Origin of the sequence: Nitratidesulfovibrio vulgaris str. Hildenborough, assembly GCF_000195755.1 — a bacterium.
Lineage (GTDB): Bacteria > Desulfobacterota > Desulfovibrionia > Desulfovibrionales > Desulfovibrionaceae > Nitratidesulfovibrio > Nitratidesulfovibrio vulgaris.
Map to the genome: position 1 here is coordinate 1200780 of NC_002937.3, position 21980 is coordinate 1222759.

Consider the following 21980-nt stretch of genomic DNA (forward strand, 5'->3'; position numbering starts at 1 on the left):
GGGCTATCCCTTCTTGTAACCGCGGATGCGCAGACCCTGCAGTTTGATGAAGCCTGCCGCGTCCTTGTGGTCGTAGGTGGCGCAGTCTTCGAAGGTGGCGAGGTCGTGGCAGTAGAGGGTGTTGGGCGACTGGCGACCCACGGGCCACGCATTGCCCTTGTACAGCTTCAGGCGCACGGTGCCGGTGACGCGCTGCTGCGAGACGTCGATCATCGCCTGCATGGCCTCGCGTTCGGGGGCGAACCAGAAGCCGTTGTAGATGGCTGCGGCGTAGCGGGGCAGCATGGCGTCGCGCAGGTGCATGGTCTCGCGGTCGATGCAGATGCCTTCGAGGTCTCGGTGGGCGATGTGGATGAGCGTACCGCCGGGGGTCTCGTACACGCCGCGCGACTTGATGCCCACGAAGCGGTTCTCGACCATGTCGAGACGGCCGATGCCGTGACGTCCGCCGATGCTGTTGAGCTTCTTGACCAGCGCGGCGGGCGAGAGGCGTTCGCCGTTCACGGCCACGGGGTTGCCGTGTTCGAAGTCGATGCTGATGTACTCGGCCTCGTCGGGGGCCTGTTCCATGGGAACGGCCATGACGTAGCTGTTGGGGCCGGGTTCGTTCCACGGGTCTTCAAGTTCGCCGCCCTCGAAGCTGCAGTGGAGCATGTTGCGGTCCATGCTGTACTGCTTGGCCGAACTGGAGATGGGGATGCCGTGCTCTTCGGCGAAGGCGTTGAGCTGCGTGCGCGAGCGCAGGTCCCATTCTCGCCACGGCGCGATGACGCGCAGGTCGGGTGCGAGGGCGTTCACTGCCAGTTCGAAGCGCACCTGGTCGTTGCCCTTGCCGGTGGCGCCGTGGGCCACGGCCTGCGCGCCTTCGGCGCGAGCGATCTCGACAAGGCGCTTGGCGATGAGCGGGCGCGCGATGGAGGTGCCCAGCAGGTAGCGGCCTTCATAGACCGCCCCGGCGCGCATCATGGGGAAGATGAAGTCGCGGGCGAACTCTTCCTGCAGGTCTTCGACGTAGGCGCGGGAGGCTCCCGTGCGCATGGCCTTGTCGTCCACGCCGTCGAGGTCCTCTTCCTGACCGAGGTCGGCGGTGAGGGTCACCACTTCGCAGTTATAGGTGACGGCGAGCCACTTCAGGATGACGGACGTATCGAGACCGCCAGAGTAGGCGAGAACGACCTTCTTGATACCGGACATAGCGTTTGACCTCTTGAAATGAGACGGCCCGCCGGGGGCGGGCCGACGTTGTTATTCGGTGAAGACCCACTCCAGAATGGCCTTCTGCATGTGCAGCCTGTTCTCCGCCTGGTCCCATACGATGGAGGCGGGGCTTTCCATGACCTCGTCGGTGACTTCCTCGCCGCGGTGTGCGGGGAGACAGTGCATGAACTTGGCGTCGGGGTGTGCGCGCCCCATGAGGGCGCCGTCGATGCAGAAGCCCTTGAAGGCCGCCTCGCGACGCTTCTGCTCCTCTTCCTGCCCCATGGATGCCCAGACGTCGGTGTTCACATAGTGAGCGCCGTCGATGGCCATGTGCGGGTCGCGGGTGAGGAATATCTTGGCTCCGGCCTCGAGGGCGAGCCCAAGGAGCTGGCGGTCCGGTTCGTAGCCTTCGGGGAAGGCCATGAACAGCTCGAACGGGAAGTACATGGCGGCCTCGATCCACGAATTGGCCATGTTGTTGCCGTCGCCTATCCACGCCACGCGTACCTGTGAAAGGTCGGGGGTGCGCTCGTACATGGTCAGCACGTCGCTCATCACCTGACAGGGGTGCCCCTCGTCGGTGAGTGCGTTGACCACGGGAATGGAGCCGAACGACGCGAGTTCGTCGATCTTCGCCTGCCCGAAGGTGCGGACGATCATGCAGTCGGTGTAGCGCGAAATCACGCGCGCCGTGTCGCGCAGGGGCTCGGAACGGCCAAGCTGGCTTTCGGCGGGCGTCATGAATATGGTGGTTCCGCCGAGGTGGCGTACCGCCACTTCGAACGAGATGCGGGTTCGCGTCGAAGCCTTCTCGAAAATGAGGGTCGCTACCTTTCCTTCGAGCGTGCGGCCACGGTAGCCCGTATCCTTCATCTCCTTGGCCCGCTCCAGCACCTTCCATGCGCCTTCGAAGCCAAGATCCCTGATTCTCGTGAAATGCTTCGGCATCGGTACATCCTTTGTTGCGAGTAGCATCGACTTCCGAAAGGAAAATCCATAGAACCAAAGCCTGACGTTGTAAAGCCGCACGCGGGCCGCCCCGGCATACCGCATCCCGTCAGGGGATGCGCCCGTGCGCCACCTTCGGAGATGCCCATGCAGCACGTCCACACATCACCCGTCCGCGATTACCGCAACCGCTGTGCCCGACGAGAAGGCGAGACCGTCTTTCAGGTCGTCGTCGAGGAGACGGACCTCAGGGTCACGGCCCTTGCCGAGCTCGCTACGCCGATGGCGGCGTATGTGGGTGAACTGCGTGCACAGCTCAAAGTGTGGATGGAGTTCCAGCCTGCGTTCAGGCACAGCCTCGTTCCCGTCGAGGTGCCCGAGGGTGCGCCGGAAGTGGTGCGGCGCATGGCCCACGGGGCGCGGCTTGTCGGCGTGGGGCCTTTCGCCGCGGTGGCGGGAACCATAGCGCAGATGGTGGCGGAACGGTTCGTTGACGTATCGCCCGAACTCATCGTCGAGAACGGGGGCGACCTGTATCTGTACTCGGAACGTGACAGGGTGGTGGGCATCCTGCCCGACCCGGCAAGCGGCGACATGGTTGGCATACTCGTCCGTGCCGGGACAGCACCCGTCTCGCTGTGCGGGTCGTCGGCGCGTATCGGACATTCGCTGAGCCTCGGCGACGGCGACCTTGCTGTGGTGCGTGCCCGCGACGCCAGCCTTGCCGACGCAGCCGCCACCGCCTTCGGCAATATGCTTCGCCGCGCCGACGACGTGGCGGCGGTCACGGAACGTGCCGCGCAGCTTGCCTCCATAGGCATCGAGGGCGTGTACGCCCAGTGCGGAGGGCGTATCGGCATATGGGGCGACATGGAACTTGCGGTGGCGTGAGGCATCACACAACGTGACGGCACTTTGCGCTTGACTGTTCCTGACGTTGGGCGTATCTACGCCTCCTCGAATGCCAGCTTAGCTCAGATGGTAGAGCAACTGATTCGTAATCAGTAGGTCGGGAGTTCAATTCTCCCAGCTGGCTCCAGAGATTTCAAGGCGTTACCCGTCAAGGCGGGTGGCGCCTTTATGCGTTCTGCTCCCTGTTGCTACCCGGATGCGAAGAAAGCCTTATTTGTACCCGCTCGACCCCTTTGGCTGTGGGGTGTCACCCAAGTTGAGAAAATGCGTCACGCAAGTTGAGAAAGCTGTTTTCTCATCTGTCGTGACAGGCATAAGCGTTGCAACGCGCGCGTGCGCGAAGTTGGCCATCGTAGAAGCCCCCCGAAGGTGATGCCTTCAGGGGGCTTTTTTGTGGCCTAGCTCCCGACCGCCTGCTGGTGGGCTGCGAGCCTCTCGCAGGCCCTCTGGTGATACTCCTTGGACAGTTCGATGCCGAGGTAGCGCCGTCCGGTGTTGAGGCAGGCGACACCAGTGCTGCCACTGCCCGCGAACGGGTCAAGCACGAGTCCGCCCGGCGCGGTGATGTCCAGCAGGTTTTCGAGCAACGCCACCGGCTTTTCTGTGAGGTGGATCTTGCGGGCGGTGTTCACGCTATGGCTGTACACCCCCGGCGGGCACTTGCGGCTGTGCATGATCGGCTTCCCCTTGCTGCCGGTGATGACGTACTCGGCATCGCGCTTGAAGTCGCCAAGGCTGGGTCTGGCACTGGGTTTATGCCATGTGACCACCCCTCTCCACATCCACCCTGCGGCTTGCAGGGCGTCCGTCATGGATGGCAGTTGCCGCCAGTCTGTGAAGACCATGATGCGTGCCCCATCCTTTGCCACGCGCCAGCATTCCGAGAGCCACAGCGTAGCCCACAGGGTGAAGCTGCGCTGGTCGCGGTTGTCTCCGAGCATGGCGGGATAGGTGCGCTTCGTGTTGCTCTGTTGGTACTTCTGCGCCGGGTCTGCCTGACGAGCCGCCATGGTGACGCCTCCGCTGGAATACGGCGGGTCAGTGAGCACCGTGTCCACGAAGCCATCCGGCAGAGTGCGGAGAATGGCGAGGGATTCGCCTTGCAACAGTGTCAGCCTTTCATCGTCGAAGATGCGGGTCATGGGATGCTCCGTTCCGAGGCTCGTGGCCTGCCGGACTGGGACTCATGGCCCTCAAGTGGTTCATGGCCCCGCAACGGGGGCATTTGATGGCAAGTTCAATGGCCTCGCCTTTGGCGAGCAGGCGGTGACATACGCCGCAGCGCAGTTCCCGGTTGGACTGGTTTTCTCTCATATCGGATGGTTGTGTTGGCCCGCTGTGTTCTGCTAGGTTCCGTGGCACCCCTGATCAGGGCCATGGAGCAGCGGATCGAACCGGAAGGGGTCGGCCTTTCCGGGGGCCGTGGGCCGGTGTTCTCGCACCGGGCCAGTGGGGGCGTTAGCGCGCCCCCGCCTGTTCCTCCGGGTTGCCCGGTCGTGTCTCCTACATGCGGATACGACCGGGCGTTCTCGTTCTCCCTATGTGATTGTCACAGAGCGCCCCGCTTGGGGTTACACCGGATAGCTCACCACTATCGCCGTGACGGCCTCCACCGTCTGCGCGGCTTCGACCTGTGCTTCGAGTTCGGCCCGGCGTGTGGCCAGCTTCTGCCGGGCGTAGTCCAGCCCGGTGGGGTCGGTGGTGGCCAGCAGCGCCGCCTCAACAGCCACCACGGTGGGCGTGGGGTCGGAGATGGCCACCACACCCGCGAGGGCGGCATCGTGCCCGGCGGCGATTGCCGCACGCTTGGCGGCCTTGGCGTCGACCAATGACTGTCCCGGCGCGGGCGCGACACAAGGGCGGCCCTCTGCGTCCATCTTTATGATGCACCCCTGCGCCAGAGCGTCTGTCAGGTCGACATGCTCACTATCGGTGATAGGGATGGCATCAGCGGGGATGTCGGAGTGTACGCCGTCGAGATAGAAGCCTCCGGTGGAGGGGGAGTGGTATCTCTGCATGACTGGTATCCTCTTATCTGCCGATGGCGAGGAATCTGGAGTTGATGGGATAGCTGGCTGCCGCCGTATTGATCGAGTAGTAGATGAACTGGGCCAGACTGTGGTGCACCCACGATTGCTGGGTCACGCCGCTCTGCTGCCCCACGCTGCATGAAAGGAAGACACCGAGAACCTCGCTCGGGAACGCCACGGGATAGGTCACATACGTACCGTTGCCGACAGGCCCGGTGTTGCTGATCTGCACAATCAACCCGTTAGGTAACTTCCACGCCTTGCCCGGAACCAGTTCTACCCAGTCGCTGCGATCCACCTTGCCCGCCAGAGACGCGGCGAGCACCGCCATATCCACCTGAGCGGCGTTGATGGCCGTGTCGAAGGCCTTGATGCACGGCAGCCAACTGACAGACGGCGGGCGCATCCGCCCTTCGGCCACGGAGAGTTGTGTGGTGGGGCTGCTGCTGTTCGCCGTGGAGGTTGAGACCGTTTGTTGCCCGTCAAGATCGCCTACGTTGAGACGCAGGCCCGAACCGGGGGAGCCTCCTTCATATAGCACCGTTGCAGAGATGCGCGATGCACGCTGCCATGCCCCCACAGGCCGTCCTCCGCTGGGGTCTGCCCCGCGCGCGAAGTCACGCATACGTGGGCAACGGAACGTGGTGGCGCCGTCGCCGCTGGAAAAGGCTCCCACCGAGCTTTGCACGGCGGCCTGTGCCTGCCATTCCGACTCGGTGATGATGTTGCCGCTGGCCTGCGCCATGGCCCATAACTGCGGGTAGGCGGCACGTTGCAGCAACGGGCCGTCGTGGATGGCCAGCGAGCCCGCCGGAGGCGTGGTGCCCGGCCACCAGAACGGCATGCCCACGGGCATACCCGAGACACGGTTCAACGCATCCGCCAGTTGCTTCGGCGTCACATAGCGTTCGCCATCAGTTCCGGCCTGTGCCTCGGCATCGGTGGCGCGCTCCACCAGCCCCGCCGCGTCTTCAGTCGCATGGGGGTGCGTGTGCTCCTCCAGCCTGCGTACCATGTCGCCGTGGGCCGTGGGGCTTTCGTCATGGGCCTTCACTTGCGCCTGCACGAACTGCTGCGTCGCCACGGCCTGCGAGGCGATGGTCAACGTGATGGCCCCGGCGTTGGCTATGGGCAGCAGGATGCGTTCGACGATCTCGGCACTGGCCCCGGAACTGATGACGGGCTTGTAGAACTCTGCGTGCGCCCCCACGGCCACCATGTCGCCCTCGGCGTCGTACAGGCCCCATTCACGGATGAAGAAACCGCCGATGTTCAGCGGGATGACGGCATCGACCTGCACCTGACTGGCATTGTCGGGCGACGTCTGCACGCCGTTGACCATGCCGCGCCACACCTGCCGGGTAAGTGCCGTCCACGATGGCGCGGGGGCCGGGGCCGGGCTGCCGCCCCCGTCGCCCAGCGCCAGTTCGCGCAGCATGAGGGCCGTGCCGCCTGCGGCATGCCGGGCCAGCTTCTCAAGCCCCTTGGCCGTCCACATGCCCTGAAGTTCGTTTGCCATGTCAGGCTACCTCGCTCTGGATGATGACGTATTGGATGCATCCCGCGCCCACATGGAGAGGCGCGGGCGGGAACGCCGCCTCGCCCACCCCCACACGGTGCTCCATGATGATGGCGGTGGAGATGACGGCCCCGGCGGTGAGTCCTGCCGAGCTACGCAAGGTGAACCCTACCTTGCCGAGCACCGAACGGGCGGGTTTGTACTCGTTCGCCAGCGACCGTACCGCATCGATGTCCGCCGCGCCGAAACCTGTGGAAGGAGGAGAGAGAAGTTCGACGTCGAAGTGCGCCCACTGCGCCGGGTCGTCATCGCGCAGGTTGCGCACCCTTCCGTCGGGGTAGCCGTATTCGGCGAGGATCTGCGGCAGCCCGTCCACGGTGCCACCCATGCGATGCCACGCGAAGGCGCGTTCCACCCGGCGGCGGTGGCGCGCATCATCGTCGTGCCGGGTGCGCGGCGCACCGCGCGACGCCCCATAGCCCTGCATCCTGTCCTGCTCCGCCAGCGGCACCACCCACTGGTCGCGCATCCACCGGATGTCGTCGCGCACGGCGTCCATGGTGTCGGCAAGCCCCTTGGCGATGACGCAGAGAGCCCCCGGCGTGGCAAGCCACGGCCATGCCAGCGTGTCGCGGAAGTAGCGCCAGAAGAGACCCATTTACGCCTCCCGTCCATGCCGACCGACCGCATGTGCCATGCGGTACGGTCTCTCGCTTGCGGGGCAAAGCCCCTGCTGTGCTCGCGCTGCGCGGCCTGACATGTGAGTGAGGATGGAGGTGCCAGTGCTGGCGGGAATAATCGCCTTGAACATGCTACGCCTCCTCGGCCCACGCGGTGGTGATGGTCAGGTTGCGGAGCGAGGCGAGGCCATGCGGCGGGATGTCCACGTCGGCAGTGGGGGCCGTCCACACGATGCGCTTCACGCCGGGCAGCGTGACGATGCCTGCGGCCATGCGGTCGCGCACCACGTCCGCACCGATGCCGAAACCCGGCACGTCGCCCGTGATGTCGGGCCTGTCGCCCCTGAAGAGGGCCTCCACCCACGAACGCGCGGCCTGTTCCGTGGCGGTGGGGTCGCCTGTGAGCAGTTCGATGCGCATGGCCACATCCACTTCCACGGGGGTGGGTGCCTTGACCTGCACGTCGTGGTTGATGCGGATGCGCCCGGCCAGTGCCACGCGCACGGCTTCGAGCAGTTGTTCTGTGGGCAGCCCGGCGGCTCCCTGCACGATGACGTCCACCGTACCCTCGCCTCTGGGGTGCTGGTCGGCGATGTAGACGCCCACCACGCCGGGCACCGAAAGGGCTGCGGCTGCATAGGCTGCCGCGGTGACCCCGGCCTGCTCGCGCCATGCGAGGGCGTAGCGGGTGCGGAGCATGGCGTCAGGCTCGGCGTTGGCTCCCTCCTCGATGAGCCAGCCGACCCTGTTGGTGACGGCCCCGACACCGGGCACGGGTGTGGCCAGTTCCACCACCTGCCCCGGTGCGGCGTTGGCAGCGGCTCCGTATTCCTCGGCCCTGACCTCGACCTCCACGGTGTCGCTCCCGGCGGGCAAGACGGCATCGGCCAGCGTCACATAGCGGTAGACATCGCCCCTGCCGTCGGGCCGTGTGCGCACGATGCGCCCGGCGGGGATGCGCAGGTTGGGCTTCTCGGTGACGCCAGAGACGCCGGGGGCACGGGTGAAGAGGATGCGCCCCCGCGCCCGTGTCGCCTCCTTGCGGGCCAGTCCCACCTGTTCGGCGTGGATGTCGAGCCAGTCGCCGCTGGCCGAGAGGGGCACCGCCTGCCCATGCACCTGTTCCAGCAACTGGTAGAGTTGCCACAGCCCCCACGCGAAAAGCTCGATGAGTCCGCGCGCGATGCCCTTGTTGAGGGACAGGCGCTGGGGCAACCAGCCTTGGGCGGCGTATTCGTCCTGCACGGCCTCCATGCGCGCGTACAGTTCAGTGCGGATCTGCTCCATGGATTTAGAGAGTCGTGGGGTCGACATCGTTCACCACCAGTTCGCGCACGGCCTTGTCGGCGTGCAGGATGAGGTTGAAGGGCTGGTCTTCGCCGATGAACGTCCACGCCACCTCGGCGAGCACGGCCCGCTCGTCCCACCGGAAGACCTTGGTGCGCACGCTACCCACCTGCACGCGCGGGTCGAGTTCCACACGCAGGGTGACCTCGGCCTCGAAGGCGATGCGGGCCGCTTCGGTGTTCTCGTCGAAGATCCAGTCGTGGATGAGGCTGCCCCACGCCTTGTCGTAGAAGAGCGTGCCGAGCCGGGTGAACAGCCGGAGCCTGATGTCCTGCAGGCCCGTCTCCACGCCTTCGGTCAGGATGAACTCGCCGCTTGCCGCGACGAGGGCTTGGCCGGAGGCATCGAGCGCGATGTCTTGGCCCCATATTCCTGTCATATGATGCCCCCGCTTCGGCTGCCCGCGTGGCTGTTGCCGCTGACCGTGCTGTCACCATCCACCGACAGCCCCCCGTTGATGGCCACCGGGCCGTTGATGGTGAGGCTGCCGGTGATGGTGCGGTCGGCGTGCTCGCTCACCGTGCCCTTGCCGCCGTTGTGCCCTTCGCCCGTCACGTTGCCGCGCTGGATGATCTGCGGGGCTTGCAGGGTGATGGAGCCTTCGGCCTGCACGGTGGCGTTGCCGCCCACCTGCACCAGCCAGTCCGCCGGGGTCATGGACACGATGCGTTTGCCGGTGTCGATGCGCATCTCCACACCTTTCTCAAGTTGAATGACGAATTCGCCCACCTCGGCCAGCGGCGCGCCATGTCCCTGCCAGCGGATGTTGCCGATGCGCGGGTAGTTGGGGTCGCCGTCGTAGTAGGAGAGGTCGCACAACGTCCCCACCACGGGCGGGCACACCACGCCACGTTCCGGGCCACCCCACAGCACGGGCAGTTCCACACGGGGCACCACGGGTTCTGCGGGGTCGTCGCTCTCGTCGTTACGCAGGGGCTGCACGTCGGCGTAGTAACGCCCGTCGCTGGCATAGGCCGCCACCACGCGGGCCTTGCGGGTCATGCGGTAGTAGTGACGGAAGTCCGGCATGGCGAGTTCCACCGCGCGCCGGATGAGTTGCAGCAGGTTGGCGGTGCCGCCATTGCCGCCATTGCTAGGCCCAGCCATGGTCTGCTCCGTAACGGATGAGGGTTCTGTTGCCCGAGGGCGTCAGCACGTGGCGCACCTCTTGCGCACGGAACTGCCCGCTGACACCCCGCCGGGCATCTTCAAGCCTGAACTGCATGGAGTGCGTCAGCCCGGCCAGCAGCACCGTTTCCACTTCGGACAGCGCACCGGGAGCCGTCGCAGGGTTGTGCGTGATGAGGTTCTCGCCCGTGGCCACCGTGTACAGAGGGCCGGGTTCGTCGCCCGCGCTCCAGCGCAGGCCAGCCGCACCCAGCCACAGGGCGTGGCGTGAAAGATCGTGCCCGTGCCCGCGCTGGATGGACTCCGCCAGTTGCCGCACGGCCCGCCACAGCGGCACCGTGGCGAAGACGATGTGCGGCAGGGTCACGTCGGGTATCGCGACCTCGGCCACGGGCAGGCCGCTTCGCTCAAGGATGCGGCGGGCCACCGTGGCGACAGGTTCGCCGTGGAACGATTCGGTGAGCGTGGTGCGGGTGAGCGCCAGTTCGCGCCCGGCGGCGAGCACGGTCACGGAGTCCGGCCCGGCCTGCCTGATGCCGTCCACCGTACCGGTGAACTGCTGCATGGGGCCGCCCCGGTAGCCGAAGGCCAGCGTCACGTCGTGCCCCACGGTGATGGCGGCTTGCAGGGTTCCTTCCGGGTCGGGCAGTTCCACCTCGGCCCGCGTGACCACGGCCCGGCGGCGGCTGATGACCTCCGCACGCGGCGCGCGCAGGGCCTCGAACGTGCCGACCTGAACGCGGATGTCCACGCCTGTGATCTCCATCACCTGCTCCCTCCCTGATGACGGGCACCCGCGCTTCCTGCACGGGGTGCCCTGTCGCTTGCCGGAAACGCGGTTCCGGCTGCGCTCGCGCTGCGCGGCGTGCGGGCTTCCTGCCCGCAGGCGCATGCCTCTGCTGGCCTTGCCATCACCGGCTCCCTCTTGCCCGTTTGCCCGCCACGTCCACGAGGAGCGTGGCTTCCGGTTCAGGGTTGGTGGTGACGCCCGGCGTGGTGGCTGCGACGTCCGCAGGGCGCGGGGTCTTGGCCCCGGCCTCTTCCACGCGCACGATGGGTGGCCTGTGCTCCACGAAGGCGAGCGTGACCCGCAGGGTGTCGTCCACATCGCGCTCTTCGCTTTCGAGCCGCGAGAAGACCACCTGACGGATGCCCCGCGCCATGAGATGGCGGTTGGCCACCTCCAGCACGCGGGGGTTGGTGCGCCTGTCGGTGCCTCTGAAGGCGGCGTTGACCTCGGCCAGTTGGTCGTAGCAGTCGGCCCCGTCGTCGCTCACGAGGTCGAGCACCAGCACCACGTCGGCATCTTCCCAGCCGAGGGGGGTCTTCTTCTTGCCGGAGACCCCGTCCACCTTCTGTTCGTCGAAGCGCACCTCGCAGGTGACGCGCTGCGAGACGAGAACGCCCGGCAACGCGGTGTCGCCAAGGCGCACCATGCCGTCCTCGAAGGTCAGCAGGCTCATACCAGTCCCCCTTCGGGAACGCCGTCGTATGCGGCAACGAAGTCCTGCAACTGGGCCACGAAGTCTTGCGCGTTGGTGACGCCGGGCAGGTTCAGGGTGCCGATGGTGATGGTCACCCCCCGGCCCTGTGCGGCCCTTGCGGTCTTGCGGCCCGGCTGCACGTCGGCTGTCGCCGGGGCTTCGATCTGCGGCGCGACGGCATCACCGAGCGCCGTCTCCAGCGTGTCGTGCAAGCCCGGCGCGGCTGCGGTCATGCCTTCGCCCATGGTCGAGAGCGTGGCCATGCCCGACGCCGTGAGGGTCGAGAGCGGCCCTTCGTCGGCATCGCTGTGGGGCAGGAGCTTGCCCACCATGTCCAGAGCCTTCTTGGCGGCCTCGAACGGTGCGCTGACCATGGACATGATGCCGTCCACGAACGTGCCCAGCAGCTTGGCCCCCGCATCGAACAGCGAGACGCCGTTGAACAGGTCGAGCACGAACTGGAGCATACCGGCAGCCATCTCGATGGGGGCCAGCAGTGCCGTGAAGGCCGTGGCGAGGATCTCCACTGCCCCGCATACGACCGAGCCGATGACGTTGCCGAAGCGTTCCCACCCGGAAACGTCCGAGGCTGCCGACACCCCGAAGAACGCTTCGCCAAGGCCGCCCAGCACCGTGAAGAGTTGCCCGAACACGGCCCCGAGGCGGTCGAGCGTGGGGCCGAAGACGACAGCGAGGCGGTCGCCGACACCAGAGACCCCGTCCCATAGCCCGCGAAAGAACGCCTGCACCCGGTAGACGACGCTGCCCACCGAGGCCACCAGTCCTTCAAGCCCGGCGGCACGTATCTCTGTGGCCAGTTCGCCCCTGATCTCGCCCACCCCGTCGGTGAGCGTCGAGAACACGGCCATGACACCGCGCACCACCAGCGATACGGTCTGCCACCAGCGGCGGAGCGTATCGCCGATGCCTGCGAAGTTTGTTTTGTAGGCGAGATACAGCGCACCCACCACGGCGATGATGGCCCACATGGGCCACGAGAGTCCCAGCAGGGCCGCCTTGAGCGGGGCAAGGGCCGCAGCCAGCATCGGCCCGGCGGCAGAGAGTAGCCAGAGCGCACCCGACAGGGCCGTGGCCGCGACGATGGCCGCAGAGACCCCGGCCACCAGCTTCAGGGCGAACTCCCCGCCAGCGGTCTGGGCGGCTGCCCGTAACATGTCGACGAAACCCCCAAGGGCGTCCGCGACGGCTCCGATGACAGGCAGGAAGTAGCTGCCAATGACGATCATCAGGGCCTTGGCCTTGTTGCCGAGCAGGAGCAGTGCGTTCTCTGTGGTGCGGCTGCGCGCCTCGAACTCGCCCTGCATGCTGCCTGCGTAGGCCGCGCTGTCACCCACGAGGTCGAACGCCTGCGAGAGATTGCCCATGTTGGCCAGAAGCGGAGCGATGGCCCCCAGCGCCTCTTCTCCGAACATCTCGGTGAGCAGCGACATCTGCAATTCCTTGGGCTTGTCCGCCAAGGCTTGCAGCACCTTGAAGATGGTGCCTTGCGCGTCGGTCTGCATGTCTTTGGCCATCTGCGTTACGGAGAAGCCCAGCGCCCCGAAGGCGGCCTGCGCGTCTTTGGAGAGCGCAGAACCACGCACCAGCGTGGACGTGAACTTCTTGAGTGCCGTGGACGCGATCTCGGGCGATGCACCGGCAGAGAGGAAGGCCGCGCCAAGGGCCGCCACCTGTGTCTCTGAAAGGCCCGCCGCCATGCCCACCGCGCCCACGCGCTGGATGACCTCACCCAGTGCGGGGGCCGTGGCGTTCATGTTGTTGGAGAGGTGGTTGGTGGCGTCGGCCAGCGCATAGACGCGCGGTAGCGTCAGGTTCATGCCTGCCCGCCAGTCCGCCATCATCTTGCCAGCCTGATCACCCGTCAGGTCGAAGGCGACGCCCATCTTCGCCGCCTGTTCCGCGAAGTCCGTAAGGTCTTGCCGCGCCACGCCGCTTTGCGCCGCTGCCGCGACGATGGCGGCCAGACCGTCTGCCGCCATGGGGATACGGGTGCTCATGTCGAGAATGGTGGCAGACATGGCCTTAAGCTCGCCCGCACTCTCGAAGTTCACCACCTTGGCCACGTCTGCCATGGCGCTCTCGAAGGCGATGGCCTCACGCGCGGCAAGGCCCAGTGTGCCCAGCAGCACCCCGGCAGCGAGGGCCACCGGGGCCATGGCCACGGCGAGCTTGCCCATGCGGCTGCCCAGTGCCGAGACCTTGCCGCCCAGCAGTTCCATCCCCTCGGAGACGGAGCCGAGCGGCCCGGAGATCATGTCCACGAGGGAGAGTGTGGCGAAGACCTTGAAGACTTCCATGCCGTTGCCCTTCTGTTAACCCGCGTCCCTGCTGCCGTGCAGCCGCGCAAGCACCCTGTTGTGGCGCTCTTCGAGCCACAGCGCCTGCGCCACCTGTTCGGCGAAGGCGTCCATATCGTCGGCGGGGCCGGTGTTGAGCCAGTGGCGAATGAGCGCCTCGCCCTTGCCGACCCCGCCAAGCTGCTGCCGGGCGCGGTCGATCAGTTTCCCAGATCGCCGAGACCCACGGCCTTGATGAGGGCCGCACTCATGGTGGTGACGATGCCGGGGTAGGTCTCTGCGTCGCTCTGGAACGTGGCCCTGTCGTCGGGGTGGATGACGTCAAGGATGAGGGCGCGCGCCGCCTGTGCCGGGTTGCGGTGGGCGGTGGCCTGCATGCGCTTGATGTGCGTGGGGGTGGGACGCCGGAAACGGTAGCTGACGCTCACCTCTGTATCGGCCCAGCGGTCTGTCCAGCTGTGCTCGAAGGTGGCATAGCCACCGGTTTCAGGGGTGGACGTATCGTCGTCGGAATGCTTCGGGGTGGTGGACATGAGAAGGCCTCCGGTAAGGTGTTGCGTGCAGGTTGCCCTGCCATGCGGACACCCTAACGGAGGCGTAGGGGGCTTGCCGGAAGCTGTGAAAGCTGTGGATTGATATGGACGAAAATGACTAAAAAGAGTATATAAAGGCAGCTAGATAAAAGATTATCTTCTATTCTAATCGTTAAGGCATGTGAATGTTTTGCTTTGATTATTTTTAACTCTGCTAAGCAAGGAGGCACACATGACTGTTGTTTATGCTTTTTGGAATAACAAGGGAGGCACAGGTAAGACAAGCCTCGCATTTCAAACTGTTGCTCGTTACGCAAAACATCACCATGCATCGAAAATCCTGATTGTCGACGCATGTCCTCAAGCGAACATGTCTGAATTATTGCTAGGAGGACTTGAGAGTGGGGGAAGTCATAACGTACTTGAATTACACGATCTGAAAGGACGTAAATCTCTTGGAGGTTACTTTCAACTAAGACTTCCAAATCCATACAATGTCCCTCGCTTTGACTGTGATGATTTTATTATCAATGTTAGTGATTACAATGAACACATGCCCACAAATATAGACCTTCTTTGTGGTGATCCAATTCTCGAACTCCAATCTAACGCGATAAACACACTCGCGAACAATAATATTCCTGGCACAAATACATGGATAAAAGTTATCGATTGGATTCGAGATTTTATAAATGCTTGCGATGGTACATATGACACTGTTTTTATAGACTGTAATCCTTCTTTTTCCATATACACACAGATAGCCCTTGCTTCATCAGATAGAATTATTTTGCCAGTAATGGCAGACGACTCATCTCGCAGAGCAATACAAAATGCGCTTTCGCTTGTATATGGATTGAGAATACCTTCTGATATATATGCTACATACATGTTCAAAACAAAGCTTGAAACAGAACATAGGGAAATCCCCAAGGTACACCTTGTGGTCAAGAATAGAATAACACAGTATATGGGATCAGCGTCGGCCTATGATGCTGTTCTTTCCATGATTAAAAATGATGTTAAAGAAATAAGGGAATCAAACCCTGATTTCTTTACATTTAACAACGTCGATGACGGTTTCGTTGATATCCGAGATTTTCAAACAACAGGCGTTATCTCTTTCGCAAAGGGAATACCCTTTTTTAAGATGACTCACGGTCGAAAAACGTTAAACGGAAGGAAAATTGCGATAAGGAAAGAGTACCTTGAAAAATGCCAGCAGGAAATTACCGTGCTTGCAGGAAAGTTGTAAAATATTGGCGCAATGGTCCATAGTTGCATTTGTTTAAAGGAACCATTGCGCCATTTTCTTTACCTCCTCCTCTTCGCGGGCAGCCCGTTCCACAGGATGGGTTCCAGTATCTTGAACTCGCATTTGACCGCACCCACGTTGGCCTCACCCTGACTGCCGGAGGTGTCGAAGCTGGTGATGCGGCAGGCGGGCAGCGTGTCGGTGATGGTGCCTTGGTCTTCGTTGGCGTAATTGACCACGATGGGGAACGGCACATGGTCGTAGATGCCGCCTCCTGTCGCCGTCAGTTCGCGCGCCAGCCTGTCGAACTCGTCGCGGTCGAGGGTCATGGAGCCGGACGCCTCATAGTTCTTGCGCCCGTAGCCGCGCGGTGTGGAGCCGCGCCCGTAGCGCGGGTCGACATCCTGCCCGTCCTTGTAGCCTATTTCGGTGACGCCCACCGTCTCCCCGCTGGGCAGCCTGATGCTCACGTCTTCCCAGTCGTACAATCTGCCGTTGATGCCCATGTGTCGTCTCCTTTACGCGGCCTTGAGCCGGGGATCGAAGGCACTGCCCGCGTAGGCGTAGTTGGCGAACAGCTTGATCTGCCGGATGATGGGAATGCCGATGAGCGTGGCCTCTACGGCGACGCCGTTGTTCACGTAGTCCTGCCCCGGCGGGATGGTGACCACATACCCCGCCATCTCGGGCGGCACGGCGGCGGTCATGGTGGTCAGGGCGCTTTCGAGGTTGGTACGCAGGTATTGCAGCCCGGCGGCGTTCTCCGGCACGAGCGGGTCGCCCAGTTCGTCGTACATGGACTTGAGCGCCGCGATACGCAGCTTGCGGACGGCCTTGAACACCACGCGCAGCACCTCTTCGTACTGGAAGTCGCTGGTGACCTCGGCCATGGTGCGCGAGTCTGCCCAGTAGGCCCCGCGAAGGCCGGCATAGGTCTTGGCGGTGACGTAGCCGGCCTTTTCAAGGGCACCCTGCACGGCCTCGTTCCATCCTGCGGGCAGCACGCCCGGCGCGATGGCTCCGTCACGCACCCGGCCCGTGGCCCGCTGTACCGGGATGGAGAGCACCCGCCCGGCCTGAAGGCCGCCGAAGTTGCGCGTCTTGCGCTGGCCCGTGGCGTCGGTCACCTCGCCGAACTGGGCGCACACCTGCACGAAGCGGCCACTGAAGGCCTCACGTTCCACCAGAAGACCGGCCACCCAGTCGTTCAGGTCTTCGCCGTCGTAGGGCAGGCGGACCTCAAGCTTGAAGTAGGTGGGCCTGTGCAGGTTCCACAACTCGTCGGCCTTGGCCTGTGCCGCCGCCCAGTCCACAGAGTCGGACGGGCCGACGATGTGGACGAACTCCACGTCGTACAGTTCGAGGGGACGTTGCAGCGTGGCCATCACGTCCACGATGGAGGGCACCGGGGCCAGCAGCGTGGCCGCGTAGCTTGTGCCGCCAACGTAGTCCCCTGCGGGGAAGGTGATGGTGATGCCCGTGTCGCCAGCCGGGGCCGTGCCGTCCACGGGGATGGTGCGCACGGCGGTGAAGGTGTCGCCACCATCGAGCGAGAGGCGGTACGTGCCCTCGTTGCGGGCACCGCCGCGCATGATCTCCAGCACCAGTTCACCCCCCACCTTGGGCGTGCCCGCCAGCGTGATGGCCGGGCCGGTTCCGGTGCGGGTCACGGGGCCGACGTCCATGCGGGCCTTGCAGGCATACGTGGTTGCGGTCTTCAGTTCGCCCGCGTCGGGAAAGGTGAAGGTGACCCCGGTGCCGGGCACGGTGATCTGCGTGGCCGAAGCCTGCTGTGTCTCGAAGGTGGCCCCGCCATCCTTGGACAGTTGCACGCTGGCCAGCCCCACGGTGCCGTCGCTGGCCACCTTGAGCACGATGTCCGCGTTGGCCTGCGGAACGCCGGTGACCTTGACCGCCGCGCCGGGGCCGGACTGGCGCACGGGTGAGATATAGCCCGCAGGCTGTCCGGCCACGGGCACGGCGATGACGGTGGGGTTCTGCCCGCCTGTGGCGAAGACGTCGCGCAAGGCGTCCACCAGCGGCCCCACGCCCAGCAGGCCCGCAAGGTCGCTTCGCTTGCCGAGCAGGTAGCCCTTGCCGGGTTCGCCCCTGGAGCACACGCCCACGATCATGGCGGCACCGTCCACGCCGCCGGGCGCGAGGCCCGAGGTTCCATCCACGAGATATTCGAGTACGTCGCCCATGCTGCCTCCCTATCGGCCACCCTGCGGACGGGCATGCAGCACGTCGAGGGCCTGTTCGTAGTCTTCGGTGGTGACGCGCTTGCCCGTCTCCCAGCCGCACAGCCGGGCCAGCGCGGCCTGCTGCCACGAGGGCACCCGGTAGCGCATGGCCAGTTCGTCCAGCGAGAGCAGCGAGAGGCCCGCCGCTGTTGCGGACGCGGGGGGCACGGCCCCGGTTTCGGAAGCCGTCTCTGCCTCTGCGGCCTGTCCTTCGGCCCCGGTGCCGTCCGTCATGTCAGGCGGCGTGCCCGGAGCCATGTCCGGGGTCATGCCGGGTGACATCTGGGGAGTGTCGGCGTTCTGCGTCGCCTGCTCTGCCTGTGCCGCCTGCGGGTCGTTCTTCTTTGCCATGTCAGCCTCCCTGCCCCATGCGGGGCGTGATGGTTATGTCGGTGAGCAGGCGGACGACCTCTTCGGTGGCCACCCGCCATGTGAAGTCGATGGTGAACAGGCGCGAGCGCTTGGTGAACACGTTCACCGTCGCGGCGCCCACGCGCTTCTCGGCGTAGCCTGCGAACTCCGCCCGCTGCACGCGTACGGCCACCCACAGCCCTCGGGCATCGTTCACGCCGGGGGGCAATGCCGCGACGAAGGCGGGGGTGAAGGCGTCCAGCCATGCATCGTCATCAGCCAGAACGTGGGCCACGACAGGCAACCGGACGGCGTAGAGTTCACGCCGGGTGCGTTGCACCGGCGGGGTCGACGCCCCGTCGCGCTGGCGGCACAGCACACGCCCGGTTCGCAGGTAGCTTTCGGGCAGGTACTGCACTTCAAGACGCGGGCGCGGCAGCGTGATGTTGTCCTTGGCGCTCTGCGTGGTGACGCGCCCGGCGGGCAGGCCAGCGGCCTCTGCCGCCGTGGCGATGATGGAGTGGGCCAGCGTTCTCAACTCTTCGCTCCCGGTCAGCGCCTGAAGGCGCTGGCTAGATGCTGCGCGAGGAGGTTCTGCACCTCTTTCGCGTCTTCCTGTGACAGGCCGAGGTAGGGCCTTGCAGGCATGGTCACCGCGTGGCCGCGCCCGGTCTTGCCGCCATATTGATGTATGGCCGCGTATTCCACGGCTGTGCCCACCAGCACGGCGTCGTTCGTGACGGCATGACCGATGGAGTTGCGAAGCCGCGCCGTATCCACCAGCGTCTGCCCCTCTTCCTCCTTGGCCCTGTGTGACGCCTCCCATGGTTCACCGTCCGGCCCTTCGCCATCGCGGAACCGCTGGATGGTGGACGACACGAGCGTCTCGCCCACGGCATCGAGTATGGCCCGCCTGTTCGCCAGTTCTCTGGCGGCCCGGCCCAGCGTCCGGTCAAGGCCGTTCCATTCGAGTGAGACTCCTGTCTTGGCCATCAGAACCCTCTTCGATCGAACAGCGGGGGACGAGTGACCACGGCCACGCTGGCCTCCTCGCGGTCGGTGTTCAGTTCCTGCGCAGGGGGCGGCAGCCGTAGCCGCCCGGCGGCGATGTCGTCGAGTTGGGCGGTGACTCGCTTCCACTGCTGTTGCAGGGGCAGCCACTCGTTGTTGGTGCTGCCCTCGGTGTCCACCAGTGACGTGATGGCCTGCACGATGCGGTACGCCGCGATCACCGAGGTGATGTACCGCAGCAGGTCGGGGACGGCGGGCAACGGGGTGACATACCGCCACGCGAGCATGGCGGTCACTTCGCCGGATACCGCCGCGATGGTGCGTTCGACGATGCCGGGGTTCTTCTGCTCGGCCACGGTCACGTAGTCCTCGAGCAGCAGGTCGGTGATGTGGTCTCTGGTGCAGTATTCCATGGTCGTTCCCGGCGTTTCATACTGGTTTCATACTAGTCTGAAGGGCCGCCCCCCTGCCGTTGCCCGTTCCAGCCCTTTCGCGGCCCCTACGGGCCTTTGCCCGGTCGCCGCCCTCCGTGAAGACTCACGGCGGGCGAGAAGTTGCCTAGCCTCCTGCGCTACGGGGATTTTGTTCACCGGCTAGGAAGGCCCGCCGCGAGCGAGGGAGCGTACATTGTGGGTACGTGACCGCAGCGCGCGGCGTGGCCTGACGCAGCCGGTGGGCAAAAGGACGTAGCGCCTAGTCCACCGCCACGGTCTTGCAGATAGTCCTCGGATTCCGTGCGGGCAGGGGCTTGGACTGGGCGATGAGCCGGTAGCCGGAGTCGCCCGGCAGGGGTTCGGGCACCACATAGAACGGGGTGGCGCTGTTGGCTGCGCTGATGGAGTCGATGGCGCAGTACCAGACCTTGCCCGGCACGTCGGTGGCGTATCCCACCAGCGCCTTGCGTTCGAGCTTGGGCGTCCATGTCCCGGTGACCGGGTGCGGATAGGTCTCGTCCATCAGGGCCACGGAGAAGCCGCCGATGCTCAACTTGCCCTCGCTCATCTCGACGCGGATGCCTCCGCCTTCGGCTGTGCTCGTCCAGCCTTGGCAGATGTCCAGCAGCACGGCGAAGACGTCGGCCCCTGCGTGGAACGCGACCTTGCCGCCGATGCCGCTTTCACGGATGCGGGTACGCATGGCCGTGAGCAGCTTGAACACCTCGCTGACCTTGGACGATGCCGTGAGTTTGGCCTGCATGGTGTGGTTGAGGATGCTGCCGTAGTCGATGACGTAGCTTTCGCTGTTGCCGCCATCGCCCCGCGAGGGCCAGTTCACCTGCCCGGTGTAGAGCACCACCGAGGCCATGGCCTCTGTGGTGTCGCGCACGAGGCGGCGCAGGGTGTCGATCTTGTTGCTACGCCACATGTCGAGGGCTGCGGCGTTGCCGAGGATCATGCGCAGGTCGTTCAGTTCCGCCGCCGTCACTTCGATGGCGGGCTTCACGGGCTTGGGGGCGATGAGTTGCACGTCATAGCCTTCGCCGCCCACGGCCACGGGCTGGCCGCCACGCCGCACCACGGGCACGGTGCCCACGATGGCGGTGAGTTCGCCCACCCCCACCACGGGGAAGGGATGCGTGGGCCTGTCGGGAAAGGCGGTGTCGAGCACGGTGGTGGCGAGGTCGGGCAGCTTGGTGAGCGATGCCGCGATAGCCTGCGCCGTGAATACGTTCTTGAGTGATGCAAGCATGATGTCTCCTACAGGGCGTAGATGGTGGCCTTTTCGAGGCTGCGAAGGTCGGCGGGGGTGAGGGTCGCGCCGCCTGTCTTGGTCAGAGCGGCGGCCCGTACCGAGCCGTGGGCCAGATAGATGCAGCTTGCGCTGGTGGCGGTGTCGCAGGGGACGTCGCACACGCCCGCAGGCGTGGCGGAGCCGTCCCACGGCACGAGCTTGTCCTGCGCGTCGCGCATGAGGACGAGGCCAGCGGGGTAGATGCCGCTGGAGGCCTTCACCGCGCCCTGACGCAGCACGGGCGGGTGATCCATGGTGTGGGCGTGTTCACCCTTGAAAGAGAAGGTGCCGAGCACCCCTTCGTTGGCGGGCATGGTGTCGTCTCCTTGCTAGATCTTGCGTGAGAGGTCGGGGGTGGAGGCTTCGGGCTGGCGGAACGGGGGATGGGCCGGGCCATGGGCCGGGCCGCCGGGCGCGGAGAAGGTCATGGCAAGGCCGGAGGGGGTGCGGGCCTCAAGCCCCTTCCAGAGACGCTCCTCCAGCGTCTCTTTGACGCCGTCGCTGAACTCCACGGGGTCGGGCACCTTCGAGAGGGCCTCGACCTGTGCGAGGATGTCCTTGTGTTCGCCGGGGGTGACCCGGCCTTCGGCGGTGAGGCGTTCGAGGCGGGCCATGCGGGACGCCTTGACCTGCTCGCCACGGTAGGCGGAGAACTCCGCTTCGACCGTGGCCTTGCCTTCTTCTGCGGTGGCCTTGGCCTGCTCGGCCTCGGCACGGCCTTTCTCGCTGGTGGCCAGCTGTTCCTTGAGCGCGGCGTTGGCCTCGTTCAGGGCCTGCAGCTGCTGCTCCAGTGCGCCGAGGCGCTTCTGCAACTCTTCAGGGGTCATGCTTCCTCCGGGGGCTTCACGCCCCGACGCGGCGAACTGGATGGAGACGACGCCCTCGCCGTCGGCCAGTTGCACCGGGCCGAGGCCCTTGATGGCTGGCGGTACGGCTCCCAGCAGCCCCACATGCCGCAGGCGATCGCCGCCGGGGTGCAGGGCCATGGACACGTACCGATAGGCCCCACTCTGCACGACCTCGCGCACGGCTGCCGGAACCTGTGCAAGCTGTGCGAGCAATGTCTCTCCGTCACGCCGCAGGGCTTGCACCCAGCCGTAGGCCGGAGCGTCTTCGGCGGGGTGCCCGAACACCAGCGGGGCCTCTTCGGTGGCGGGGTCGTAGTTGCGGATGATGGCGTCGAAGTCGCGGGTCGTGAACGTATGGCTCTTGCCGCTGCTGTCCTTCCATGTGCCGGTGCGGGCGATGGCTATCCACGCGGTTTCGGGCTGTGCTGTCATGTTGACTCCT

25 protein-coding genes and 1 tRNA gene are annotated in these 21980 nt (G+C 65.1%); 3 read left to right on the forward strand and 23 right to left on the reverse strand.

Annotated features, from left to right (window positions below):
• Positions 1 to 3: 3 nt before the first annotated feature.
• Together DVU_RS05180 and argF are read right to left on the reverse strand one after the other, a co-directional pair.
• Positions 4 to 1194, reverse strand: coding sequence for an argininosuccinate synthase (locus tag DVU_RS05180; protein ID WP_010938394.1), 1191 nt, complete (start codon positions 1192 to 1194; stop codon positions 4 to 6).
• 51 nt (positions 1195 to 1245) lie between these two features.
• Positions 1246 to 2148, reverse strand: a complete 903-nt coding sequence (gene argF / locus DVU_RS05185) for an ornithine carbamoyltransferase (protein ID WP_010938395.1) — start codon at positions 2146 to 2148, stop codon at positions 1246 to 1248.
• Between the two features lie 147 nt (positions 2149 to 2295).
• Between argF and DVU_RS05190 the strand changes: the two genes are divergently transcribed.
• Together DVU_RS05190 and DVU_RS05195 are read left to right on the forward strand one after the other, a co-directional pair.
• Positions 2296 to 3039 carry a UPF0280 family protein gene (locus DVU_RS05190; protein WP_014524313.1) on the forward strand — a complete coding sequence of 248 codons (744 nt, stop codon included), beginning with the start codon at positions 2296 to 2298 and terminating at the stop codon, positions 3037 to 3039.
• Between the two features lie 72 nt (positions 3040 to 3111).
• Positions 3112 to 3187: transfer RNA gene (locus tag DVU_RS05195), tRNA-Thr, on the forward strand.
• A 271-nt stretch (positions 3188 to 3458) separates the two neighbouring features.
• Here the strand turns inward: DVU_RS05195 and DVU_RS05200 are convergent.
• The 12 genes from DVU_RS05200 to DVU_RS05255 form a co-directional block, all read right to left on the reverse strand.
• Positions 3459 to 4202: a DNA-methyltransferase gene (locus tag DVU_RS05200; protein ID WP_010938397.1), complete on the reverse strand. Its 744-nt coding sequence runs from the start codon at positions 4200 to 4202 to the stop codon at positions 3459 to 3461.
• Positions 4180 to 4374 (reverse strand): Com family DNA-binding transcriptional regulator, encoded by a 195-nt coding sequence (locus DVU_RS05205; protein ID WP_014524314.1) that lies wholly within the window; start codon positions 4372 to 4374, stop codon positions 4180 to 4182. Before DVU_RS05205 ends, DVU_RS05200 begins: the two co-directional genes overlap by 23 nt.
• A gap of 257 nt (positions 4375 to 4631) precedes the next feature.
• Positions 4632 to 5078 (reverse strand): tail assembly protein, encoded by a 447-nt coding sequence (locus DVU_RS05210; protein WP_010938398.1) that lies wholly within the window; start codon positions 5076 to 5078, stop codon positions 4632 to 4634.
• 13 nt (positions 5079 to 5091) lie between these two features.
• On the reverse strand, positions 5092 to 6609 hold the full coding sequence (locus DVU_RS05215; RefSeq protein ID WP_010938399.1) for a phage tail-collar fiber domain-containing protein: 1518 nt from the start codon (positions 6607 to 6609) through the stop codon (positions 5092 to 5094).
• 1 nt (position 6610) lies between these two features.
• Complete coding sequence (locus DVU_RS05220; protein ID WP_010938400.1) at positions 6611 to 7267, reverse strand: phage tail protein; 657 nt, start codon at positions 7265 to 7267, stop codon at positions 6611 to 6613.
• Positions 7268 to 7421: 154 nt separating this feature from the next.
• Positions 7422 to 8603: a baseplate J/gp47 family protein gene (locus DVU_RS05225; RefSeq protein ID WP_014524316.1), complete on the reverse strand. Its 1182-nt coding sequence runs from the start codon at positions 8601 to 8603 to the stop codon at positions 7422 to 7424.
• Positions 8581 to 9015, reverse strand: coding sequence for a baseplate assembly protein (locus tag DVU_RS05230; protein ID WP_010938402.1), 435 nt, complete (start codon positions 9013 to 9015; stop codon positions 8581 to 8583). The genes DVU_RS05225 and DVU_RS05230 overlap by 23 nt, the downstream gene beginning before the upstream one ends.
• The gene (locus tag DVU_RS05235; RefSeq protein WP_010938403.1) at positions 9012 to 9743 is read right to left on the reverse strand and encodes a baseplate assembly protein; all 732 of its coding nucleotides are present in this window, start codon (positions 9741 to 9743) and stop codon (positions 9012 to 9014) included. The genes DVU_RS05230 and DVU_RS05235 overlap by 4 nt, the downstream gene beginning before the upstream one ends.
• Positions 9730 to 10530 carry a hypothetical protein gene (locus DVU_RS05240; RefSeq protein ID WP_010938404.1) on the reverse strand — a complete coding sequence of 267 codons (801 nt, stop codon included), beginning with the start codon at positions 10528 to 10530 and terminating at the stop codon, positions 9730 to 9732. The genes DVU_RS05235 and DVU_RS05240 overlap by 14 nt, the downstream gene beginning before the upstream one ends.
• Positions 10531 to 10675: 145 nt before the next feature.
• The gene (locus DVU_RS05245) at positions 10676 to 11227 is read right to left on the reverse strand and encodes a hypothetical protein (protein WP_010938405.1); all 552 of its coding nucleotides are present in this window, start codon (positions 11225 to 11227) and stop codon (positions 10676 to 10678) included.
• Positions 11224 to 13566: a phage tail tape measure protein gene (locus tag DVU_RS05250; RefSeq protein ID WP_010938406.1), complete on the reverse strand. Its 2343-nt coding sequence runs from the start codon at positions 13564 to 13566 to the stop codon at positions 11224 to 11226. The genes DVU_RS05245 and DVU_RS05250 overlap by 4 nt, the downstream gene beginning before the upstream one ends.
• Positions 13567 to 13766: 200 nt before the next feature.
• The gene (locus tag DVU_RS05255; RefSeq protein WP_010938407.1) at positions 13767 to 14099 is read right to left on the reverse strand and encodes a DUF6848 family protein; all 333 of its coding nucleotides are present in this window, start codon (positions 14097 to 14099) and stop codon (positions 13767 to 13769) included.
• A gap of 232 nt (positions 14100 to 14331) precedes the next feature.
• Here DVU_RS05255 and DVU_RS05260 point away from each other — a divergent pair, with 232 nt between their 5' ends.
• Positions 14332 to 15354: a ParA family protein gene (locus DVU_RS05260; protein WP_010938408.1), complete on the forward strand. Its 1023-nt coding sequence runs from the start codon at positions 14332 to 14334 to the stop codon at positions 15352 to 15354.
• Between the two features lie 59 nt (positions 15355 to 15413).
• Here DVU_RS05260 and DVU_RS05265 read toward each other — a convergent pair whose 3' ends face one another.
• From DVU_RS05265 to DVU_RS05305, 9 genes are all read right to left on the reverse strand, one after another.
• Positions 15414 to 15860, reverse strand: a complete 447-nt coding sequence (locus DVU_RS05265) for a hypothetical protein (RefSeq protein ID WP_010938409.1) — start codon at positions 15858 to 15860, stop codon at positions 15414 to 15416.
• 12 nt (positions 15861 to 15872) lie between these two features.
• Entirely contained in the window at positions 15873 to 17558 is a 1686-nt protein-coding gene (locus DVU_RS05270) for a DUF2586 domain-containing protein (RefSeq protein WP_010938410.1), read from the reverse strand.
• Positions 17559 to 17567: 9 nt separating this feature from the next.
• Entirely contained in the window at positions 17568 to 17948 is a 381-nt protein-coding gene (locus DVU_RS05275) for a hypothetical protein (RefSeq protein WP_010938411.1), read from the reverse strand.
• Between the two features lies 1 nt (position 17949).
• Positions 17950 to 18486 carry a hypothetical protein gene (locus DVU_RS05280; protein ID WP_010938412.1) on the reverse strand — a complete coding sequence of 179 codons (537 nt, stop codon included), beginning with the start codon at positions 18484 to 18486 and terminating at the stop codon, positions 17950 to 17952.
• A gap of 14 nt (positions 18487 to 18500) precedes the next feature.
• Positions 18501 to 18941, reverse strand: coding sequence for a phage virion morphogenesis protein (locus DVU_RS05285; RefSeq protein ID WP_010938413.1), 441 nt, complete (start codon positions 18939 to 18941; stop codon positions 18501 to 18503).
• Positions 18941 to 19372, reverse strand: coding sequence for a DUF1320 domain-containing protein (locus tag DVU_RS05290; protein WP_010938414.1), 432 nt, complete (start codon positions 19370 to 19372; stop codon positions 18941 to 18943). The genes DVU_RS05285 and DVU_RS05290 overlap by 1 nt, the downstream gene beginning before the upstream one ends.
• A 280-nt stretch (positions 19373 to 19652) precedes the next feature.
• Positions 19653 to 20648 carry a major capsid protein gene (locus DVU_RS05295; RefSeq protein WP_010938415.1) on the reverse strand — a complete coding sequence of 332 codons (996 nt, stop codon included), beginning with the start codon at positions 20646 to 20648 and terminating at the stop codon, positions 19653 to 19655.
• An 8-nt stretch (positions 20649 to 20656) separates the two neighbouring features.
• Positions 20657 to 21004 carry a head decoration protein gene (locus tag DVU_RS05300; RefSeq protein ID WP_010938416.1) on the reverse strand — a complete coding sequence of 116 codons (348 nt, stop codon included), beginning with the start codon at positions 21002 to 21004 and terminating at the stop codon, positions 20657 to 20659.
• Positions 21005 to 21019: 15 nt separating this feature from the next.
• Positions 21020 to 21970, reverse strand: coding sequence for a phage protease (locus tag DVU_RS05305; protein ID WP_010938417.1), 951 nt, complete (start codon positions 21968 to 21970; stop codon positions 21020 to 21022).
• Positions 21971 to 21980: the final 10 nt, after the last annotated feature.

What these genes read in the sequence shown, in the direction of transcription:
- DVU_RS05180 (WP_010938394.1), bottom strand. Translation starts at nt 1,194, where the DNA reads ATGTCCGGTATCAAGAAGGTCGTTCTCGCCTACTCTGGCGGTCTCGAT.
- argF (WP_010938395.1), bottom strand. Translation starts at nt 2,148, where the DNA reads ATGCCGAAGCATTTCACGAGAATCAGGGATCTTGGCTTCGAAGGCGCA.
- DVU_RS05190 (WP_014524313.1), top strand. Translation starts at nt 2,296, where the DNA reads ATGCAGCACGTCCACACATCACCCGTCCGCGATTACCGCAACCGCTGT.
- DVU_RS05200 (WP_010938397.1), bottom strand. Translation starts at nt 4,202, where the DNA reads ATGACCCGCATCTTCGACGATGAAAGGCTGACACTGTTGCAAGGCGAA.
- DVU_RS05205 (WP_014524314.1), bottom strand. Translation starts at nt 4,374, where the DNA reads ATGAGAGAAAACCAGTCCAACCGGGAACTGCGCTGCGGCGTATGTCAC.
- DVU_RS05210 (WP_010938398.1), bottom strand. Translation starts at nt 5,078, where the DNA reads ATGCAGAGATACCACTCCCCCTCCACCGGAGGCTTCTATCTCGACGGC.
- DVU_RS05215 (WP_010938399.1), bottom strand. Translation starts at nt 6,609, where the DNA reads ATGGCAAACGAACTTCAGGGCATGTGGACGGCCAAGGGGCTTGAGAAG.
- DVU_RS05220 (WP_010938400.1), bottom strand. Translation starts at nt 7,267, where the DNA reads ATGGGTCTCTTCTGGCGCTACTTCCGCGACACGCTGGCATGGCCGTGG.
- DVU_RS05225 (WP_014524316.1), bottom strand. Translation starts at nt 8,603, where the DNA reads ATGTCGACCCCACGACTCTCTAAATCCATGGAGCAGATCCGCACTGAA.
- DVU_RS05230 (WP_010938402.1), bottom strand. Translation starts at nt 9,015, where the DNA reads ATGACAGGAATATGGGGCCAAGACATCGCGCTCGATGCCTCCGGCCAA.
- DVU_RS05235 (WP_010938403.1), bottom strand. Translation starts at nt 9,743, where the DNA reads ATGGCTGGGCCTAGCAATGGCGGCAATGGCGGCACCGCCAACCTGCTG.
- DVU_RS05240 (WP_010938404.1), bottom strand. Translation starts at nt 10,530, where the DNA reads ATGGAGATCACAGGCGTGGACATCCGCGTTCAGGTCGGCACGTTCGAG.
- DVU_RS05245 (WP_010938405.1), bottom strand. Translation starts at nt 11,227, where the DNA reads ATGAGCCTGCTGACCTTCGAGGACGGCATGGTGCGCCTTGGCGACACC.
- DVU_RS05250 (WP_010938406.1), bottom strand. Translation starts at nt 13,566, where the DNA reads ATGGAAGTCTTCAAGGTCTTCGCCACACTCTCCCTCGTGGACATGATC.
- DVU_RS05255 (WP_010938407.1), bottom strand. Translation starts at nt 14,099, where the DNA reads ATGTCCACCACCCCGAAGCATTCCGACGACGATACGTCCACCCCTGAA.
- DVU_RS05260 (WP_010938408.1), top strand. Translation starts at nt 14,332, where the DNA reads ATGACTGTTGTTTATGCTTTTTGGAATAACAAGGGAGGCACAGGTAAG.
- DVU_RS05265 (WP_010938409.1), bottom strand. Translation starts at nt 15,860, where the DNA reads ATGGGCATCAACGGCAGATTGTACGACTGGGAAGACGTGAGCATCAGG.
- DVU_RS05270 (WP_010938410.1), bottom strand. Translation starts at nt 17,558, where the DNA reads ATGGGCGACGTACTCGAATATCTCGTGGATGGAACCTCGGGCCTCGCG.
- DVU_RS05275 (WP_010938411.1), bottom strand. Translation starts at nt 17,948, where the DNA reads ATGGCAAAGAAGAACGACCCGCAGGCGGCACAGGCAGAGCAGGCGACG.
- DVU_RS05285 (WP_010938413.1), bottom strand. Translation starts at nt 18,941, where the DNA reads ATGGCCAAGACAGGAGTCTCACTCGAATGGAACGGCCTTGACCGGACG.
- DVU_RS05290 (WP_010938414.1), bottom strand. Translation starts at nt 19,372, where the DNA reads ATGGAATACTGCACCAGAGACCACATCACCGACCTGCTGCTCGAGGAC.
- DVU_RS05295 (WP_010938415.1), bottom strand. Translation starts at nt 20,648, where the DNA reads ATGCTTGCATCACTCAAGAACGTATTCACGGCGCAGGCTATCGCGGCA.
- DVU_RS05300 (WP_010938416.1), bottom strand. Translation starts at nt 21,004, where the DNA reads ATGCCCGCCAACGAAGGGGTGCTCGGCACCTTCTCTTTCAAGGGTGAA.
- DVU_RS05305 (WP_010938417.1), bottom strand. Translation starts at nt 21,970, where the DNA reads ATGACAGCACAGCCCGAAACCGCGTGGATAGCCATCGCCCGCACCGGC.